The following is a 19810-nucleotide window of genomic DNA, read 5'->3' as shown; positions in this document are numbered from 1 at the left end:
AGCATGACCTGTCGATCGGTGAGCCGGTTTCGGGGCGGGGGCGGGGCGGCCGGACCAAGGGTGGAGATCGTGGAGCGGGGGCGGTGCGGGGCAAGGACCCATGGAGCTGGGCGTGAACAGGGACATGCACTACCGCTTGCTGGGGCCGGTCGAAGCGTGGCGCGCGGGCCGTCGCCTCGCCCTCGGCGGCCCCAAGCCCCGCGCGCTGCTCGCGGCACTGCTCCTGGAACCGGGGCGCGTGGTCTCCGCCGAGGCGCTGATCGACGTGATCTGGGGTGACCGGCCGCCGGACACCGCGCGGTCCCTGATCCAGTCGTACGTCTCCGCGCTGCGCCGCGCCCTGTCCGCCGACGTCATCGAGACACAACCGCCGGGCTATCTCATCCACGCGGACGCCGACGTCGTCGACCGCGTCGCGTTCGAACAGCTCGCGGCGCGAGGCCGGCAGGCGGCGGCCGCGGGCGACCACGCCCAGGCGGCGCGGCTGCTCAGCGACGCCCTCGCGCTGTGGCGCGGCCCCGCGCTCGGCGGGATCGGCGAGACGTTGCGCGCCATGGCCGACCAGCTGGAGGAGGCCCGGCAGGCCGCCCTGGAGGAGCGGATCGCCGCCGACCTCGCGCAGGCGGGCCGCGAGACGGAGCTGGTCGGCGAGCTCACCGCGCTCGTCGCCACCCACCCCACCCGCGAACGGCTGCGCGCCCAGCTGATGCTCGCCCTCTACCGGCTGGGCCGGCAGGCCGACGCCCTCGCGGTGTACGCCGACGGGCGCGACGTACTCGCCGAGGAGCTGGGCCTCGACCCCGGACCCGGACTCCGCTCGATGCACGAGGCGATCCTGCGGGCGGACGCCTCACTGCTGCCGACCCCAGGGCGGACGACAGCAGTCACGACCACCGCCACGCCCGGGACGAAGGGCGCCCGTACCTCCGAAGGCGCCGCCCCCGACCAGGCCCCTGACACCGCCCCCGCCCCCGACACCGGCCCGACGGCGACCCGCCCGCCCCCCGCCCTCCTGCCGCCCGCCATCGGCGACTTCACCGGACGCGAGACCCAGCTCGACGAGGTGCGGGCCGCGCTGACGCCCCCCGGGCCGCGGCAGGCTGTGCCCGTCGTCGTCATCTCCGGGCCCGGCGGCATCGGCAAGTCCGTCCTCGGCGTCACGGCCGCCCACCGGGCCGCCGACGCCTACCCCGACGGCCAGCTCTACGCCGAACTGCGGGGCGCCACCGACCCCGTCGCCCCCGGCGAAGTCCTCGGCCGTCTGCTGCGCGCCCTGGGCGCCGACCCCCCGGAGGGCGACGCCGAACGCAGGGACCTCTTCCGGAGCCTCGTCGCGGGCCGCCGCGTCCTGCTCGTCCTCGACGACGCGGGCAGCGAGTCCCAGGTGCGCCCGCTGCTCCCGGGCAGCGCCACCTGCGGCGTGCTGATCACCGCGCGCGCCCGCCTCGGCGCGCTGCCCTGCACCCACCGCACCGACCTCGACGTGCTCGACACGGCACCCGGCACCGACCTGCTGGCCAAGGTCGCGGGCGAACGGCGGGTGCGCGAGGACCCCGCGGCCGCCCGCCGCATCGTGGAGCTGTGCGGCGGGCTCCCGCTGGCCCTCCGCATCGCCGGGGCCCGCCTCGCGACCCGCAGCCACTGGTCCGCGCGCGCCCTCGCCGACCGGCTCGCCGACGAGCACCACCGCCTCGACGAGCTCACCGTCGGCGACCTGGAGGTCCGGGCCGGCCTGGGCCTGAGCTACCGCGCCCTCGACATCCCGGCAAGGACCGCCCTGCGCCGCCTCGGCCTGCTCGCCGCGCCCGACGTCGCGTCCTGGGTGGTCGCCGCGCTGCTCGACGTGCCGGAGGCCGACGCGGAACGCGTCGTGGAGCAGCTCATCGACGCCCAGCTGCTGCACTGCACCCTCGTGGACCGCGCGGGCCAGCCCCGCTACCGGCCGCACGACCTCGTCCGGGTGTACGCCGCCGAACGCGCCGAGGCCGAGGACACCCCCGCCGAACGCTCCGCCGCCGTCGGCCGGGCCCTCGGCGCCGGGCTCTGGCTGACCGGCCGCGTCGCGTCCGCCACACCCTCCGGAGCGGTCGAACTGCACCGCGGCTTCCTGGACTCGAGCGGGCCCGCGGGCTCGGCGTCCGGCGCCCTGCGGGAGCTCGTACGGCCCGTAGGACCGGCGGCCACCCGACGGGCGCTCGCCGACCCGGCGGCCTGGTTCGAGGCCGAGGCCGACGCGTTCGCCGCCGCCGTGGAACGCGCCGCCGCCCTCGACCTGCACACCCTGGCCTGCGAGGCCGCGGCGGCCCTGTGCTCGTCCGCGTACGCCGTCGGCAACCGCTTCGAGGCCTGGTGGCGCAGCCACGACGCCGCCCTGGCCGCCGCCCGACGCGCGGAGGACCGCTCGGGAGAGGCGCTGCTCCTCATCGGTCTGGGCCAACTCCGCTACGAACAGGACAGATTCCCCGAGTCGCAGGAGTACTTCAGGCAGGCGGCCGGGCTCTGCGCCGACCTCGGGGACGTCCGCGGCCGGGCCGCCGCCCTCGCCGGACTCGGCAGCGCCCTGCGCGAGGCGGGACGGCTGCGGGCCGCGCTGGACGTCCTCGGCCGGGCCGTCGACGGCTTCCGCGAACTCCACGACGACCCGGGCCTCGGCCTCTCCTGCCGCTTCGCCGGCACCGTGCACCTCGAACTGGGCGAGCACGAGGCGGCGTTCGCGCTCCTCGACGACTCCCTCCAGGCCTATCGGAGGCTCGGCAGCCGCCGCGGCGAGGCGCTCACGCTGCGGTCGCTGAGCCTCGTGCACCGGGCACTCGGGGAGTACGCGGAGGCCGAGCGGCTCGCCGACCGGGCGGTGACGCTCCTCTCCTCCATCGGGGACTCGCTGATGTCGGCGTACGCCGTGCAGGCCAGGGCCAAGTGCCGGATGCGGCTCGGCCGTTCGGCCGAGGCGGCCGCCGAGCTGCGCGGCGTCCTCGACACCTGCCGGACACATCACGACCGCTTCGGTGAGGCGCTGGCCCTGCGCACCATCGGCGAGTGCGAACTCGCCTCAGGGCGCGTCGCCGCCGCCGAACAGTTCCTCACCGAGGCGGCCGACCTCTGGGCGGCCCTCGGCCTCCCGCTGGCCCGCGCCCGCACGCTGCGCGACCTCGCGGCGGCGCGGGAGGCCGCGGGCGCGCGGGCGGAGGCGCGCGCGCTGCGCGCGGAGGCACAGGAGGTCTTCACGGCGTACGAGGCGCGCGAACGGCACGAGAACTGACCGGTCACCCGAACCAACCGCACCACAAGCCCACTTGGCGCGGAATTGCAGAGAACTTGCAGCGGTGTGCGTCAGGCTCTACGTGTCGGCGGAGCAGTGAGGCCGACGGCAACGGGGGAAACAACGGGGGACTATCGGGGGAAAGGCCACTGTTGCGCTCACGGCCCATACGACCGAGGCAGTCGGCCGTATGGGCCTGCGGCGCGTGGAGCCACTGCAACGGCGCGTGGAGCCACGGCAAGACCGGGGGACTCCGGGGGCGGGCAGCAGCCCGTCCCCGGAGCTGTGCCCGCCGCGAAGACTTCCGTGACAAAGGGAGCCGAGCATGCCGCCGATCATCCTCATGAGCGACCCCCGGGTCGTCGACATGCCCGTCCACGACTGCGGCGAAGCCCTCGTCGACCTGCGCCACCTGCCCTTCGTGGACGTCGACGACCGCCTCGCCGACCCCGTCGGCGCCTACGCCCAGCTCCGCGAGGGCGTCACCTGGCGGCTCGCCCGCGCCGCCCGGCTGCTGCCCGAAGGCCTCCGCCTGCTGATCACCGAGGGCTACCGGCCGATCGACCTGCAGATCAAGTACTTCGAGGAGTACGCCGCCGAGCTCCGACGGGCCCACCCCGACTGGTCGGACGATCACCTCCACCACCAGGCGAGCCGGTCCCTGTCACCGCCCGAGGTGGCCCCGCACGTGGCGGGCGCCGCCGTCGACATCACCCTGTGCACCGCGAGCGGCACCGAACTCGACCTGGGCACACCGGTGAACGCGAGCCCCGAGGAGAGCGACGGCGCCTGCTACACGGACACCGACCGCATCTCCGCCGCGGCCCGCCGCAACCGCCGCACTCTCGTCGCGGCCCTGGCCACGGCGGGCCTGGTGAACTACCCCACCGAGTGGTGGCACTGGTCCTACGGCGACCGCTACTGGGCCCTTGCCACCAGCGCCCCCAGGGCCCACTACGGAGCGGTCGCCTTCCGGTCCGGTTAAGGGTGAGACGCAGGCTCTAGCCCAGCGGCACGTCGAGGCGGGCGCGGCGGTGGCTGAACGTGGCGATGGAGTGCGGGCCGTGGTAGCTGCCCATGCCGCTCTCGCCGACACCGCCGAACGGCAGCTCGGCCACGCGCAGATGGGCCATCGGCAGTCCGAAGCCGAGTCCGCCGGACGAGGTCTCGGCGGCGAGGCGGCGCCGGGTCGTCTCGTTCTCCGTGAAGCCGTACAGGGCGAGCGGCTTGTCGCGGTCGTTGATGAAGGCGATGGCCTCGTCCAGGTCCTCGACCTCCACGACGGGCAGCACCGGGCCGAAGATCTCTTCCCGCATCACGGGGTCGTCCGCCGTCACTCCGGTCAGGACGGTCGGCGCGATGTACACGTCGTCCCGGTCGGTCCGCCCGCCGAAGGCCGTCGTACCGGAACCGAGCAGCGCGGACACGCGGTCGAAGTGCCGCTCGTTCACCATCCGCCCGTACGCAGGGGAGGACTGCGGGTCGGCGCCGAAGAGCCGCTCCACGGCCTCGGCGAGCGCGACCTCGAGGGCGCGGGCGGTGGCCGGGTCGGTCAGGACGTAGTCCGGGGCCACGCAGGTCTGCCCGGCGTTGCGGAACTTGGCGTCGGCGAGACGCGCGGCGACCACGGCGACGTCCGCGTCGCGGTCGACGAACACCGGGGACTTGCCGCCGAGTTCGAGGGTGACCGGGGTGAGGTGCTCGGCGGCGGCGCGCATCACGATACGGCCGACCGTGCCGTTGCCGGTGTAGAAGATGTGGTCGAAGCGCTGGGCGAGCAGCGCCGTGGTCTCCGGCACGCCGCCCTCGACGACGGCGACCGCCTCCGGGTCCAGGTAGCGGGGCACGAGGTCGGCCATCAGCGCCGACGTGGCGGGGGCGAGTTCGCTCGGCTTGAGGAGCACGGTGTTGCCCGCGGCGAGGGCGCCCGCGACCGGCACGAGGGACAGCTGCACCGGGTAGTTCCAGGGCGCGATGACCAGCACGGTGCCCAGCGGCTCGTACTGCGTCCCCGCCGTGGACCCTTCGGGCAGTCCGGCGAGGGACGCCTGGTCGAGAGGGTGCGGGGCGAGCCACTCGGCCAGGTGCGCCAGCGTGTGGTCGATCTCGTGGACGGGCAGGTCGACCTCCGCGCCGTACGCCTCGGGGCGGGGCTTGCGCAGATCGCTGTGCAGCGCGTCGGCGATGGCCTCGCGGTTCTCGGTGAACAGCGCGCGCAGCCGGGTCAGCTGCTCCTGGCGCCAGGCGAGGGGCCGGGTGCGGCCGGTGGCGAAGGTGGCGCGCAGGCGGGCGACGAGGGTCGCGGTCTGGTCGGTGAGGGTCACATCGGTGGTCATGGGGGGAGTCCTCAGGGGTTGTGGTGCAGGTGGTGCGGTGCAGATGGTGCGGTACGGGAGGTCGTCACTCCGGGGCCTTGGCCTGGCCGGCGAGCAGGCCGGCCGCGAGGGCGTCCGTGGCCGGCGGCAGCAGCCCTCGGGCATCGGGCGCCGACTCCAGGCCGACGACCAGGGCGATACAGATGTCGGCGGCCTGCTCGGGGCCGACCCCGGCGACCGTGCCCGCCTCGGCGAAAAGGTCTCTCACCAGGGAGCGCAGGTCACCGGTGAACGACGTGCAGATGTCGCCGAAGAGGCGCGTCTTCTCGTCGGTCAGCTCGGCGGTGTGCGGGGAGTCCCCGGCGAGCTGGAGCACCAGGTCGAGCTTGGCGGCCAGCACGCCGTGCAGCCGGTCCGCGTACGGCGTGTCGGCGGCGGCGGCCTCCCGGGCCCGCCGGAGCGCCTGCTCGTGGAGGCGTCCGGCGAGCCTGCGGAAGGCGTCGTCCTTGCCGCGGACGTACTGGTAGACAGCGGACCGGGACACGCCCATGGCGGTGGCGATGTCGTCCATCGTGGTGCGTCGCACGCCGTACCGCCTGAGGCAGTCGTAGGCGGCGTCGAGGACCTCGTCGAGCCGGTCGGTGCCCATGGGATCAGGCCAGCTTCTTGAGCAGCTCGTCGGCGAGCGGGGCGGAGGAGGCCGGGTTCTGGCCGGTGACGAGATTGCGGTCGACGACCACGTGCGGGGCCCACGGCTCGGCCTCCTGGAAGTCCGCGCCGCCCTGGACCAGGCGGTCCTGGAGCAGCCACACGGCCCGGTCGGCGAGTCCGGCCTGGGTCTCCTCGGCGTTGGTGAAGCCGGTGAGGCGGCGGCCCGCGAAGGCGGGGGTGCCGTCGGCGGAGACGGCGGCCAGGAGCGCGGCCGGGGCGTGGCAGACGATGCCGAGCGGTTTGTCGCTCTCCAGGGCGCGGACGAGCAGGCGGCCGGAGTCGGTGTCGACGGCGAGGTCCTCCATGGGGCCGTGGCCGCCCGGGTAGAAGACGGCGGCGTACTCGTCGAGGTCCACCCCGGCCAGCTCGACCGGGTGCAGGAGCTCGGTGAACGCGGCGAGGGAGGCGGCGACCCTGTCGGCGCCTTCCTGTCCGCCGTTGGCGTCCGGGGCGAGGGAGCCCCGGTCGACGGTGGGCACGACGCCGCCCGGGGTGGCGACGACGATCTCGTGCCCCGCGGCCTTGAACGCCTCGTACGGGGCGACGGCCTCCTCGGCCCAGAAGCCGGTCGGGTGCCGGGTGCCGTCGGCCAGCGTCCAGTGATCGACTGCGGTGACTACGAACAGGATCTTCGACATGCGGTGCTCTCCCGTGGCGGGGTGACATTCCGGTCGCACTGACGTTCTGGATGCAGACCGTCAGCACGGTGATGTTCCCGACGGTAAATCTTTCGGACATAGGTATCCAATGAGGAAACCGATGGCAGGTATCGGAAAACCGATGCCAGGTGGCGCGGCGGCGCTCAGCGGCCCGGCGCGCCCGCCCGCAGTCCGTCCATGACGAGATCCATGAGGCGGCCGGCCCGCGACTCCCAGTCGCTGTGCGGGTCGATGTGCCAGAGCCCGGCGATGGCGAGCAGGAAGTCGTCGGGGGTGACCCCCGGCCGGATGGTGCCCGCTTCCTCGTTCGCCCTCAGGAGGTGTGCGACGGCCTCGGTCAGTGGGCCGGGACCCACCCCGGCCAGGCTGCCGAGCGTGCTCGTGGCCTTGCGGATCGCGTCGGCGAGGCCCGCCTTCGCCATCGCGTACTGGACGAGGCGGTCCATCCACTCCCGCAGGGCCCGGTCCGGGGCGCGGGTCTCCAGCAACTGGCAGGCGGCGTCCGACACTTGCTGGACCTCGTAGCGGTACACCTCTAGGACCAGCGACTCGCGGTTGGGGAAGTTGCGGTAGAACGTGCCCTGTCCGACGCCCGCCTTCTTCGCGATCGCGCTGAGCGGCGCGTCGCTCGCCCGGGTCAGCTCCGCCAGGGCCACTTCGAGGATGCGCTCGCGGTTGCGCTGCGCGTCCGAGCGCAAGGGCGCGTCCTTGTGCCGGCCCATTTCGCTCTCCTTCGACCCATCACGCGCCGCATCACGGCCAGTTGTGCCTTGCTGAGCGGACAACTGTCCGCTAAGTTCGACGGTTAACGGACGGCTGTCCGCTTAGGGTCACCATAGCGGCAGTCACGGCCGCTGGGGACCCCCGCTGTCGGAGCGGCAGGGTCTTCCTCCCTGTTCAGCGCCATCCCTTCCCGTACCTCCCGCCGGGACCGCCTCGTTCGACGCGATTCGCGAAAGAAGGCTGCTCATGGCTCCATCGACGTCCAGTGCCCTCACCCTGAACATCAACGGTGAGAAGCACACACTGACCGTCGACCACCGCACCACCCTGCTCGACGCGCTGCGCGAGCGACTCGATCTGACCGGCACCAAGAAGGGCTGTGACCAGGGCCAGTGCGGGGCCTGCACAGTGCTGATCGACGGCCGCAGGGCCGTCTCCTGTCTACAGCTCGCGGTCGCCGCCGAGGGGCGCGAGATCACCACCATCGAGGGCGTCGCGGACGGCGACCGGCTGCACCCCGTCCAGCAGGCCTTCCTCGACCTCGACGGCTACCAGTGCGGCTACTGCACGCCGGGGCAGATCTGTTCCGCCCTCGGCGTCCTCGAGGAGCACGCGGCGGGCTGGCCGAGCGCCGCCACCACCGACGTGCGGCCCGAGGCCGGCGTGCCCGAGCTCACCGCCGAGGAGATCCGCGAGCGGATGAGCGGCAACCTCTGCCGCTGCGGCGCGTACGTATCGATCGTGCAGGCCGTCGCGAAGGCCGCGAGCGCCGAGGAAGGTGCCACCGCATGAGGGACTTCGGTTATCAGCGCGCCCATGACGTGCCCGGCGCGGTCGCCGTGCTCGGCGCCGACCCCGACGCCCGCTATCTCGGCGGCGGCACCAACCTCGTCGACCTGATGAAGACAGGCGTGGAGCGGCCCGCGCTCCTCGTCGACATACGCGAACTGCCCCTGGACCGGATAGAGACCACCGAGGACGGCGGCCTGCGCATCGGCGCGACCGTCACCAACAGCGATCTCGCCGCCCACCCCGACGTGCGCCGCCGCTACCCGGCGCTGGCGCAGGCGGTCCTCGCGGGCGCCTCCGGCCAGCTGCGCAACATGGCGACGGTCGGCGGGAACCTCCTGCAGCGCACCCGCTGCGGCTACTTCACGGACCTGAGCAAGCCCTGCAACAAGCGCGAGCCCGGCACCGGCTGCTCCGCCGTCGAGGGCGTGCACCACAACCACGCGATCCTCGGCGCCACCGAGCACTGCGTGGCCGTCCACCCCTCCGACATGGGCGTGGCCCTCACCGCCTTCGACGCCGTCGTCCACTACGAAACGGCGGAAGGACCCGGCGCGCTGCCGATCACCGACTTCTACCTGCCCGTGGGCGACACCCCGCATCTGGAGACCGCGCTGCCGCCCGGCGCGCTCATCACGGCCGTCACCCTGCCGCCCGCCCCGGTCGCGGCCGTCTCCCGCTACCGCAAGGTGCGCGAGCGCGCCTCCTACGCCTTCGCCATCGGCTCGATCGCCGCCGCCCTCGACGTACGGGACGGTGTCGTACGGGACGTGCGCATAGGGATCGGCGCGGTCGCGTCCCGGCCGTGGCGGGCCCGGGAGGCCGAGCGCGTGCTGACCGGCGGCCCGGCGAGCGCCGAGGCCTTCGCCGCAGCGGCCGACGCCGAACTGGCCGCCGCCCGCGCCCTGCCCGACAACGGCTACAAGGTGACGCTCACGCGCAACCTCGTCGTGGCCCTGCTGACCGAACTCACCGAGGAGGCGCCCCGATGACCACCACCACGACAACGACCACGGCGACCACTGGTGCCGTCGGCACCGCGCACACCCGCGTCGAGGGCCGCGACAAGGTCACCGGCGCGGCCCGCTACGCCGGGGAGCTCCCCTTCGCGGACCTCGCCCACGGCTGGCTCGCGCTCTCCACGATCGCCCGCGGCCGCGTCCGTTCCCTCGACACCGCGGCCGTCCTCTCGATGCCCGGCGTCCTCGCCGTGCTGCACCACGGGAACGCGCCGCGGGTCGACGCCGACTACGTGGGCATGCTCGGGCGGCCCGACCCGATCGTCGAGGCCTTCCAGCACGACCGGGTGCCCTTCGTGGGCTGGCCGGTGGCGCTGGTCGTCGCCGAGACGCCGGAACAGGCGAGGGAGGCCGCCGAGGCGCTCGTGGTCCACTACGACCAAGAGCCGCACGACGTCGAGTTCTCCGCCGGACGCCCGGGCACATACACGCCGGACGGCGACGGCATGCGCAAGGAGAAGGGCGACCTGGAGTCCCAACTCGCCGCCTCCGCGCACATCGTGGACGCCGAATACAGCACCCCCGAAGAACACCACAGCTCCATGGAGCCGCACGCCGCGACCGCGCGCTGGGACAACGGCCGCCTCGACATCGTCGACTCCAATCAGGGCAGCACCTGGGTCGCGGACGAGCTGGCGAAGCTTTTCTCCCTCGACCCGACCTCGGTGCGGGTGCGATCCGAGCACGTCGGCGGCGCCTTCGGGTCCAAGGGGCTGCGGATCCACCAGGTCTTCGCCGTGATGGCGGCGACCACCCTCGACCGGCCCGTCCGCGTCGTCATGACGCGCCGCCAGATGTTCTCCCTCGTCGGCTACCGCAGCCCCACCACGCAACGCGTCCGGCTCGGCGCCGAGCCCGACGGGCGGCTGCTCGCCTTCGACCACCAGGCACAGAGCCTGTCGTCGACCGTCCACGAGTTCGTCGAGGAGAGCGCCGGGTTCGGACGCTCGATGTACGCCGCCGACGCGCACCACACCGTCAACCGTGTCGTACGCCTCGACGTGCCCACACCGACCTGGGTGCGCGCCCCCGGTGAGGCGCCAGGATCCTTCGCGGTGGAGTCGGCCCTCGACGAACTCGCCGAGAAGTGCGGCATGGACCCCATCGCGCTGCGGGCCCGCAACGAACCGGACGTCGGCCCCGTCTCCGGCCTGCCGTTCAGCAGCCGCAATCTACTGGCGTGCTTCGACGAGGGCGCCCGCAGGTTCGGCTGGGCGGACCGCGATCCGCGCCCCGGCGTGCGCCGCGAGGGACGCTGGCTGCTCGGCACCGGCACGGCCGCGGCCACCTTCCCGGTGCTCGTAGCCCCGAGCACCGCGGCCGTGACGGCGGAGGCCGACGGCACCTACACCGTGCGCATCACCGCGGCGGACATCGGCACCGGAGCGCGAACCACGCTCACCCTGATCGCCGCCGACGCCCTGGAAGTCGCCCCGGACCGGGTCCGTGTCCACATCGGCGACAGCGACTTCGGGCCCGCGATGATCGCGGGCGGCTCCATGGGCACCCGGTCCTGGGGCTGGGCGGTCACGCTCGCGGCGCGCGAGCTGCGGGAGAAGCTGGTACCCGGCGGGGACATCCCTCCGGAGGGGATCACCGCACGGGCGAACACCAGCGAGGCCATCGGCGCGCTCAGCCAGAAGGAACGGCACGCCTTCGGCGCCCAGTTCGCCGAGGTCGCCGTGGACGTCACCACCGGCGAGGTGCGGGTGCGGCGCATGCTCGGCATCTTCGCCGCGGGACGCATCGTCAACCCGCTGACCGCACGCAGCCAGTTGATCGGCGGCATGACCTGGGGCCTGTCCATGGCACTGCACGAAGAGGCGGTCAGGGACGCGGCGTCGGGCGGTCTCGTGGGCCCCGACCTCGCGGGCTACCACATCGCCACGCACGCCGACGTGCCGGACATCGAGGCGGACTGGGTGCCCGACCCGGACGCGGACGACCCGGTGGGCATCAAGGGCATCGGAGAGATCGGGATCGTCGGCGCCGCCGCGGCGGTCGCCAACGCGGTCTGGCACGCGACGGGCGTCCGCCACCGGTCTCTGCCGATCCGCCCCGACCGCGTCCTGCTGGCGGGAACAGCGCCCCGTGCTTGACATCGCCGACGACCTGAACCGCTGGGTCGAGGAGGGCCGGGACTTCGCCGTCGCCACCGTCGTGAGCGTCGGCGGCAGCGCACCGCGGGGTCCCGGCGCCGCGCTGGCCGTCGACGCCGGAGGCACCGTCATCGGCTCGGTCTCCGGCGGCTGCGTCGAGGCCGCGGTCTACGACCTGTGCCTCCAGGCCCTCCAGGACGGCGAAGCCACCGTCGAGCGGTTCGGCTACAGCGACGAGGACGCCTTCGCCGTCGGGCTGACCTGCGGCGGGGTCATCGAGGTCCTGGTCGCCCCGGTGACCGCGGCCGCGCCGGACAGGGCGGTGTACGCCGCCGCCCTGTCCGCCGCGGGACGCGGCGAGGCCGTGGCCCTGGCCCGTGTGTTCGAGGGCCCGGCCGAACTCCTCGGCAGACCCCTCCTCGTGGCCCCGGAGGGCGAGGAGGGGACGAAGGGGACGTACGAAGGAACACTCGGCGGGCATCCGGAGCTGGACCGCACGGCGGCGGGGGAGAGCCGCGCCCTGCTGGCGGCCGGCCGCACCGGCGAGTTCGTCGTCTCCGAGAGCGGTACGCGCTGCGGGAGCGCCGTGACGGTCCTCGTCGAGTCGAGCGTGCCACCGCCCCGCATGATCGTCTTCGGTGCCGTCGACTTCGCGGCGGCCCTGGTCCGCGCGGGCAAGTTCCTCGGCTACCACGTGACGGTCTGCGACGCCCGCCCCGTCTTCGCCACCCCGGCCCGCTTCCCCGAGGCCGACGACATCGTGGTCGAGTGGCCGCACCGCTATCTCCGGAGCACCGCCACGGACAGCCGCACCGTCCTGTGCGTGCTCACCCACGACGCCAAGTTCGACGTGCCGCTCCTCGCGGCGGCGCTGCGGCTGCCCGTCGCGTTCGTCGGCGCGATGGGCTCCCGCCGCACCCACGAGGACCGTGACCGCCGCCTGCGCGAGGAGGGCCTCACCGAGGACGAACTGGCCGCGCTCCACTCGCCGATCGGCCTCGACCTCGGGGCCCGCACGCCCGAGGAGACCGCCCTGTCCATCGCGGCGGAGATCGTCGCGGCGCGACAGGGCGGCACCGGCCTGCCACTGACCGGCTCGCGGACTCCGATCCACCACGACGTGCCCGGTGACGCCCGGCAGGGTGGGGAACACCGGGGGCCCGTTACGGAGGGCGCCTCACATGCGTAACGTGTAGTCGTCCAGCCACACCGGGTAGCGGCGCGGCGGACGCTGTGCGGAGGGGATGCGTGAGATGGACACCACGCCGGCCCTGCGAGCCGTCGGGCAGATGCGGCCGGGGGACCATCTCCTCCTCGGCCACCGGACGGACGAGGAGCGCGAGGCGGTGCTCGCTGCGTACCTCCTCGACGCCCTGGCCTGCGGTCAACGCGGCCTCCTGCTGACCTCGGCCGACGAGCCGCCCGCCGCCCTGCTCGGCTTTCTGCGGCGCCAGGGGTGCGACGTGCCGGGCGCGCTCGCCGAGGGCCGGCTGCGGACGAGCTCCCGGCTGAGCGAGCCCGGGCGGCTGCGGGACCTCCCTGGACTGGTGCGCCACGAAGCGGCGGCCGCCGAGGCCGACGGCTTCCTCGGACTGCGGATCGCCTTCGAGGTGGCGCCGCGCCGGGCCACCGAGACGGCCGAGGGACTCTGCGACGCCGAGCGACGCCTCGACCCCCTCTTCGCGACGCTGCCCGTGCTCGGCCTGTGCCAGTACGACCGCCGCCTCTTCGGCCCGGACGAACTGGCCGCCCTCGACGCGCTGCACCAGGGCAGGGTGATCGCCGACGACGTGTGGCAGGACGAACTGCTGCGCATCACCCGGACGTTCACGCCGCCCGGTCTCGCCCTGTGCGGCGAGGTCGACGACAGCAACTTCACCGCGGTGGCCCGCGCGCTGCGCGCCGAGACCGAGCGGGCCGCCGACCGGCCGGACGACCAGTACCGCGCCCGCCTCGACCTGCGCGACCTCACCTTCATCGACGTGTGCGCGCTGCGCCTGTTCGTCTTCACGGGCCTCGGTCTGTACGCGCTGGGCGGCGGCCTGGTCCTCGACGGCGTCGCCCCGCACGTGCGCCGGGTCATGCACGCCACCGGCTGGGACCGCATCCCCGGCCTGGACCTGGGAAGGGGGCGCGAGGGGCGATGAGGCGGACCGGCTTCGTCCACCAGGCACTCCGCTACTCCTCGGACGAGGAATTCCTGTCCGGCACGGTCGGATTCGTCCGGGACGGGCTCACGGCAGGGGACGCGGTGCTCGCCGTCGTCCGCGGCGGCAACCTCGCCCTGCTGCGGGACGCGCTCGGCGGCGCCGCGCGGGAGGTCGACTTCGTCGACGCCCTGGACTGGTACCACTTCCCGTCCCGCACACTGGGCCGGTACCACGCCTACTGCACGGAGCGCGAGGAGGGCGGCGACCGGCGCGTCCGCGTCATCGGCGAGCCGGTGTGGACGGGGCGGACCACCTTCGAGACCCGCGAATGGACGCGCTACGAATCCCTGATCAACGTGGCGTTCGCCGACTCGGGCCACTGGGTCTTATGCCCCTACGACGCCCGTGTCCTGCCCGAAGCGATCCTCGCCGACGCCCGGCGCACCCACCCGGAGATGGTCCCGGGTAACGGCTCGGCCGACGGCGGCCGGTACGCGGACCCGCCCGCCTTCTACGCCGAGTGCGACGAACTCGTGCGCACCTCACCCGAGACGCCCGCGCCGCCGCACGCGCCCCGGAGGGTCTCCTTCGCCCGTGGCGAGTCGGTGGCCGTCCGGATCGCCGTCGCCGAGTACGCCCGCCGCTGCCGGCTCACCGACGACCGCGCACGCGACATGGCGGCGGCCGTGCACGAAGCCGTGGTCAACGCCGTCCGGTTCGGCGGCGGCCGGGGCGTGCTGCGGCTGTGGAGCGACGCCGACTGGGTGGTCTGCGAGATCGCCGACTCCGGCGGCGGGCGCCCCACCGCCGAGGCGCGGGATGCGGGCTATCTGGGCCACGTCCCGCCCGACCCGCGCGCCGAGAAGGGCCACGGCCTGTGGGCCGTGCGGCAGTTGAGTGATCTGGTCACCGCACACCTCGGCGCCGACGGCTCGACCGTACGCGTCCACTTCCGCCGCTGACCGCACGCCCGGGTCGAACTGGTGGCGCATTGCCGCCCGGTGGCGGAGACTTCGCCGTGTTGAGTGTAGTCACCACGGAAGGTGCGGAAGCATGAGCGACAGCACGCCGTCCCGTACGGAAGTGATCGGTACAGAAGTGATCGGTACAGAAGTGATCCGTACGGGACCGATCCGCTTCGCCACCGCCGAACGCTTCGCCCGGCCCCGGCCGGTAGCCGCCCGGGACCCCCGCCCCTCCACCGGCGAGATCTGCCCACAACCCCCCTCCCGGCTCGACTTCGTGATGGGCCCGCCCTCCGACACCCTCCCGCAGGGCGAGGACTGCCTCAACCTGTCGATCGCCACACCGGCCAGGGACGCGGCGGCCAGACCGGTGCTCGTCTGGCTGCACGGCGGCGGGTTCGCCACCGGCGCGGGCCTCATGGACTGGTACGACGGGGGAGTCCTCGCGGCCGAGGGCGATGTGGTCGTCGTCAGTGTCAACTACCGCCTGGGGGCTCTCGGTTACCTCTGCCTCGACGGGGTGAGCGAGGGCAACCTCGGCCTCTACGACCAGGTGGAGGCGTTGCGCTGGGTGCGCTCACACATCGCCGACTACGGCGGCGACCCCGCGAACGTCACCGTGATCGGACAGTCCGCCGGCGGCATCTCCGTCCGCCTCCTGATGGAACTCCCCGAGGCGCGCGGCCTGTTCCGCCGGGCCGTCCTGCAGAGCGCCCCGCTGGAGATCACCGCCCGCCCCCACAAGGAGTCCCTCGCGCTCGGGCAGGTCTTCGCCGACGCCCTCGGCACGGATCCGCGCACGGCCGACGTGACCGCGATCCTGGCGGCCCAGCGCGAGACGGCGGCCGTCCACCTGCGCACGGCGGGACGGCGGATGGAGCCCGCCTTCATCCCCGTGGAAGGAGTCGCACCCCTCCCGCCCCCGGACACCCCGCCCGACGGGAACGCACGCGGCCTCGACGTCCTGTACGGCTGGAACGCCGACGACATGACCGTGTTCCTCGGCGACGGCGAGGACCCGGCGGCGCGCACCCGCGAGGTGTACGAGGAGCCGCTGTCCCGCTACGGGGAGCGCCTGGCGCGGGCCGGCGACCGGGTGCACGCGTACCGCATCGACTGGCGCCCCGCCGGATCCCCGTTCGGCGCCACCCACTGCCTCGAACTGCCCCTGCTCTTCGGGACGCGCGACGCGTGGCGGTCGGCACCCATGCTGGGCGGGACGCCGTGGGAGGAGACCGACCGGCTCGGCAGGGCGCTGCGCTCCGCGTGGCTCACCTTCGCCCGCACGGGCACGCCCGGCGCCCTGCCCGCGCCCCTGACCGGTGGACCGGCTCCCAAGGACAGGGTCAGGGCCGAGGCCTCATGAGCCGGGCAGTTCCCGCGGCTCCAGCGGGCGGGTCGCAGGACCCTGGAGGACCGAACCGTCGGTGGCGAACCGGGAACCGTGGCAGGGACACTCCCACGTCGTCTCGGCGTCGTTGAAGGAGACCAGGCAGCCGAGGTGGGTGCAGGTGGCGGAGACCGCGTGCAGCGCGCCCGACGCGTCCCTGTGCACCGCGCAGCGCCGCCCCTCGACCCGGACCACCGCCCCGGACCCCGCGGGGATCTCGTCCACGGAGTCGAGGTGGGTCGGGCGGAGCCGGTCCCCGATGAAGTGCCGTGCGACCTCCGCCTGCGTGCTCAGCAGGGACGGCATCTCCCGCACGGTGCTCCACAGCCGGCGGGGATCGTACAGCTCGGCCCACGGCGACTTCTCGCCCGAGATCAGCTTGGTGAGCAGCTGTCCCGCCATGACGCCGCCGCTCATGCCCCAGCCGCCGAACCCGGTCGCCACGTAGGTGTGCCGGGCGCCGGGGTGGAAGGGGCCGACCATCGGGACGGTGTCGGACACGTCGTTGTCCTGGGCCGCCCACCGGTAGGCCGTCTCACCGACGTCGAAGCGTTCCCGCATCCAGGTGTCCAGGCTGCGGAAGCCCGCGGCGGGGTCGCCGGTGCCCGGCGTGAAGCTGTCGCCCGTGACGATGAGGAGCCGCCCGCCGTCACCGCCGTACGGCGCGGTGCGCACCGAGCGCTTGCCGTCGTCCTGCGTGATGTACGTGCCGCCCGGGTCCTGGCCGGCCGCCAGGGGAGCGGCGACGACGAGCTCGCGCCTGGGGGAGAGCCGGGCGAACAGCAGGGCGCGGTCGAAGACCGGGTAGTGCGTGGCGATGACGACCGCCCTGGCGGTGACCGTGTGCCCGGACTCGGAGGTCACGGTGCACGGCGAACCCTCGCGCAGCCCGGTGATCCGGGTCCGCTCGTGGATGACACCGCCGCGCGCCAGCAGGTCGTCGGCGAGCGCGAGCAGATAGGAGCGGGGGTGGAACTGCGCCTGGTCCTCGACGCGCACCGCGCCCGCCACGGGGAACGGCAGGCCGGTCTCCTCCGTGTACGAGGCGGCGAGGCCGGCCTCCCGGGCCGCGGCGGCCTCGGCACGCAGCTCGTCGGTGCGGTCGGCGCGGGTCGTGTAGGTGAAGGCCGGTGCGCGTTCCAGGTCGCAGTCGATGCCGAGCTCGGCGGAGACCGCCGCCACGTGCTCCACCGCCCGCTGCTGCGACTCCGCGTAGAGGCGGGCGCCCTCCGGGCCGCGCGTGCGGCGCAGCCGCTCGTAGACGAGGGAGTGCAGGGCGGTGAGCTTGGCGGTGGTGTAGCCGGTGACGCCGGCGGCGATGCGGTCGGCCTCCAGGACGGCGACCGACCGCCCGGCGCGGGCGAGTTCCCACGCGGTGCTGAGCCCCGCGACGCCGCCGCCGACCACGGCGACGTCCACCTCGATGTCCTCGGCCAGGGGCGGGTGGGACGTCGACGCGCTGGTCTCCATCCAGTACGACTCGGGGCGGCCCGGCAGCGCACCGGGTGTCTTCATGTCGTTCATGCGGCATCCGTGACGGTGTACATGGCGGCCTCCAGGGTCTCGGCGTGCGTGAGGGCGAGTCTCCCCCGGCCCGTGCGCCAAACCCGGCCGCCGCGCCGCCGGTCACGGCCGGTCGGAGGACCGGCCGGCGGCTTCCCGGAGGTGCGGCCGGGTCGGGCGGGCACGGGTCAGAGGCAGTCGCGCGGCAGGGTCTCGTTCCAGGTGCGGGAGAACACGCGACGCTCTCCCTCGTAGCCGTCCAGGGTCGCGTCGACGAAGAAGTTTTCCTCGTCGCACCTCAGCACCGTGCGGGTCCGCACGCTGACGTCCCAGTCGTCCCGCCGGAACCGCATCGTCCAGTCGGACTCGCCGCCCACCGAGGTGAAGTCGTCCCCGGTAGCGGTGTACCGCTCGTACGCCCGGCAGCCGACATCGAGGCCGATCTCGTCGTAGCGCACGGTGCCGCGGTCCTTGACGATCTCCAGCGAGGAGTCGTATCCGACCAGGTCGCGCTTGACCTCCCAGCGCTGCTCCGGCGGCGACAGCTGGGTGGTGGAGAGCGGCGGGGTGCCCTCGGGCTCGCCGAAGGGCCGCTGGGGCGCGTTGTCCGGTTCCGCCGTCGGGCGCACCGGAAGCCGCAGCGCGCTGGACCCCTCGTACACGGTGAGCACCACCGGTCGCGGCGGCGGCCAGGCCAGCGGCCAGTACGACGTCGACAGGGAGAGCCGGATCCGGTGGCCGGGCGGGAAGGACTGGGCGACGCCGTTGAGCTGGAGGGTCGCGCGGTAGCGGCGGCCCGGTTCGAGCGGTTCGGGCTCGCCGGTGCCGTTCCTGTGGGTCAGGTTGAGCACGCCGTAGGTGACCCGGGTGGCGCGCCCGTCGGGGGCGACGTCGGAGATGCGGGCGGCGACGGTGGCCACCGGTTCGCTGACCGACAGGTCGAGTTCGACGGAGGGCGAGCCGAGGATCTCCACGGTCTCGGTGAGCTCGGGCGAGTCGAAGACGAGCGACCCGCCGTCCTCCTCGCGCTGGTCGTAGGGCAGGTCCGGCGGCGCGTTGTAGGACGCCCACTTTCCGGCGAACTGGCCGACGGAGAGCGGGGACTGCACGGTCATCGCCTCGCCCGTGGGCACCTCGTCGCCGGGCGCCTCACCGTCCATGAGGATGCGGTGCCGCGCCAGTGGGCGGCTGACCTGCTCGATGTGCGGCGAGGGCCAGTCGGGCTCGCCGACCCAGCGCCCGGGACGCTCCTCGTACGAGGTGGAGGGCGGCACGCTCTCCTGCATCCAGGCCCGCAGCATCGGGCCCTCCATCACGCCGTTGTCCTCACCCTTGAGCCAGTGGTCCCACCAGCGCACCACCTCCTGCAGGTAGCCGATGGCGGGGCCGGGCTCACCCAGGTGCGGATACTTGTGCGACCAGGGGCCGACGAGGCCCTTGCGCGGCACGTCGAGATGGCCGAGCAGCCGGGTCACGGCGTTGGAGTAGCCGTCCGCCCAGCCGCTGGAGGCGAGGACGGGACAGCGCACGGCCTGGTAGTCCTCGCAGACGGAGGCGTGCTCCCAGTACGCGTCGCGGCGCTGGTGGCGCAGCCACTCCAGGACCCAGGGCCGGGCGTGGTCGAGCCGCTCCTGCCACATCTCGCGCCAGCGGTCGCCGACCACCGCGGGGTCCGGGGGACAGGTGGCGTAGGCGAACATGGTGCCCGCCTCGGCGAGGTTGTCCGACAGCATCGCGCCGCCCATGTAGTGCATGTCGTCGGCGTACCTGTCGTCCGTGAACGACGAGATGACGATCGCCTTGAGGCTCTCCGGCTGTCGGGCGGCGACCTGGAGGGCGGCGAACGCGCCCCAGGAAATGCCCATCATGCCGGTGGAGCCGTCGCACCACGGCTGCTCCGCCAGCCAGGCGAGGACTTCCTCGGCGTCGGTCTGCTCCTGCTCCAGGTACTCGTCCGTGAGCACGCCCTCGGACTCGCCGGTGCCGCGCAGGTCGACCCGCACGCACGCGTACCCGTGCCCCGCGATGTAGGGGTGGTGGATCGAGTCGCGCTGCGAGCTCAGATCGCGCTTGCGGTACGGGATGTACTCCAGGATGGCGGGCACCGGGTCGTCGTCCGACGCGGTGGGCCGCCAGACGCGGGCCGACAGCCGGACGCCGTCGGACATGGGGATGACGACGTGCTCTTCCTCTTTCGTCGCGTACGGGAGATTGCCCACGTAACGCAT

Annotated in this window: 15 protein-coding genes; 9 read left to right on the top strand and 6 right to left on the bottom strand. The window is 73.8% G+C overall.

Features of this window, described 5'->3' with window-relative positions:
* Positions 1 to 112: 112 nt before the first annotated feature.
* Together ACZ56E_RS12315 and ACZ56E_RS12310 are read left to right on the top strand one after the other, a co-directional pair.
* A complete protein-coding gene (locus ACZ56E_RS12315; RefSeq protein WP_471213578.1) occupies positions 113 to 3259 on the top strand; it encodes an AfsR/SARP family transcriptional regulator in 3147 nt (1048 codons plus the stop codon).
* Between the two features lie 325 nt (positions 3260 to 3584).
* Positions 3585 to 4244 (top strand): M15 family metallopeptidase, encoded by a 660-nt coding sequence (locus tag ACZ56E_RS12310; protein WP_471213576.1) that lies wholly within the window; start codon positions 3585 to 3587, stop codon positions 4242 to 4244.
* A 16-nt stretch (positions 4245 to 4260) separates the two neighbouring features.
* Here ACZ56E_RS12310 and ACZ56E_RS12305 read toward each other — a convergent pair whose 3' ends face one another.
* The 4 genes from ACZ56E_RS12305 to ACZ56E_RS12290 all read right to left on the bottom strand — a co-directional run bounded on the left by ACZ56E_RS12305 (position 4261) and on the right by ACZ56E_RS12290 (position 7666).
* Positions 4261 to 5595 carry an aldehyde dehydrogenase family protein gene (locus ACZ56E_RS12305; protein WP_471213575.1) on the bottom strand — a complete coding sequence of 445 codons (1335 nt, stop codon included), beginning with the start codon at positions 5593 to 5595 and terminating at the stop codon, positions 4261 to 4263.
* 64 nt (positions 5596 to 5659) lie between these two features.
* Positions 5660 to 6223: a TetR/AcrR family transcriptional regulator gene (locus ACZ56E_RS12300; RefSeq protein WP_471213573.1), complete on the bottom strand. Its 564-nt coding sequence runs from the start codon at positions 6221 to 6223 to the stop codon at positions 5660 to 5662.
* Positions 6224 to 6227: 4 nt separating this feature from the next.
* The gene (locus ACZ56E_RS12295; protein ID WP_471213571.1) at positions 6228 to 6923 is read right to left on the bottom strand and encodes a type 1 glutamine amidotransferase domain-containing protein; all 696 of its coding nucleotides are present in this window, start codon (positions 6921 to 6923) and stop codon (positions 6228 to 6230) included.
* 164 nt (positions 6924 to 7087) lie between these two features.
* Complete coding sequence (locus tag ACZ56E_RS12290) at positions 7088 to 7666, bottom strand: TetR/AcrR family transcriptional regulator (RefSeq protein ID WP_468610691.1); 579 nt, start codon at positions 7664 to 7666, stop codon at positions 7088 to 7090.
* A gap of 247 nt (positions 7667 to 7913) precedes the next feature.
* Between ACZ56E_RS12290 and ACZ56E_RS12285 the strand changes: the two genes are divergently transcribed.
* From ACZ56E_RS12285 to ACZ56E_RS12255, 7 genes are all read left to right on the top strand, one after another.
* Positions 7914 to 8459, top strand: a complete 546-nt coding sequence (locus ACZ56E_RS12285; RefSeq protein WP_398306851.1) for a (2Fe-2S)-binding protein — start codon at positions 7914 to 7916, stop codon at positions 8457 to 8459.
* Entirely contained in the window at positions 8456 to 9448 is a 993-nt protein-coding gene (locus ACZ56E_RS12280; protein WP_471213569.1) for an FAD binding domain-containing protein, read from the top strand. Before ACZ56E_RS12285 ends, ACZ56E_RS12280 begins: the two co-directional genes overlap by 4 nt.
* Entirely contained in the window at positions 9445 to 11574 is a 2130-nt protein-coding gene (locus ACZ56E_RS12275; protein WP_471213567.1) for a xanthine dehydrogenase family protein molybdopterin-binding subunit, read from the top strand. The genes ACZ56E_RS12280 and ACZ56E_RS12275 overlap by 4 nt, the downstream gene beginning before the upstream one ends.
* Positions 11567 to 12763 carry an XdhC family protein gene (locus tag ACZ56E_RS12270; RefSeq protein WP_471213566.1) on the top strand — a complete coding sequence of 399 codons (1197 nt, stop codon included), beginning with the start codon at positions 11567 to 11569 and terminating at the stop codon, positions 12761 to 12763. The genes ACZ56E_RS12275 and ACZ56E_RS12270 overlap by 8 nt, the downstream gene beginning before the upstream one ends.
* Before the next feature lie 64 nt (positions 12764 to 12827).
* A complete protein-coding gene (locus tag ACZ56E_RS12265) occupies positions 12828 to 13721 on the top strand; it encodes an MEDS domain-containing protein (RefSeq protein WP_471213564.1) in 894 nt (297 codons plus the stop codon).
* Positions 13718 to 14686, top strand: coding sequence for an anti-sigma factor RsbA family regulatory protein (locus ACZ56E_RS12260; protein WP_471213562.1), 969 nt, complete (start codon positions 13718 to 13720; stop codon positions 14684 to 14686). The genes ACZ56E_RS12265 and ACZ56E_RS12260 overlap by 4 nt, the downstream gene beginning before the upstream one ends.
* 91 nt (positions 14687 to 14777) lie before the next feature.
* On the top strand, positions 14778 to 16055 hold the full coding sequence (locus ACZ56E_RS12255) for a carboxylesterase family protein (protein ID WP_471213561.1): 1278 nt from the start codon (positions 14778 to 14780) through the stop codon (positions 16053 to 16055).
* On the opposite strand, the gene ACZ56E_RS12250 is transcribed toward ACZ56E_RS12255, so the two are convergent.
* Positions 16050 to 17594: an FAD-dependent oxidoreductase gene (locus ACZ56E_RS12250; protein WP_471214084.1), complete on the bottom strand. Its 1545-nt coding sequence runs from the start codon at positions 17592 to 17594 to the stop codon at positions 16050 to 16052. The genes ACZ56E_RS12255 and ACZ56E_RS12250 overlap by 6 nt on opposite strands.
* Before the next feature lie 176 nt (positions 17595 to 17770).
* Positions 17771 to 19810 carry a CocE/NonD family hydrolase gene (locus tag ACZ56E_RS12245; protein WP_471213559.1) on the bottom strand — a complete coding sequence of 680 codons (2040 nt, stop codon included), beginning with the start codon at positions 19808 to 19810 and terminating at the stop codon, positions 17771 to 17773.

The organism is Streptomyces sp. NPDC039480, from assembly GCF_055597165.1.
The sequence above is the reverse complement of the archived record's forward strand: the minus strand, read 5'-3'. Positions and strand labels throughout refer to the sequence as shown.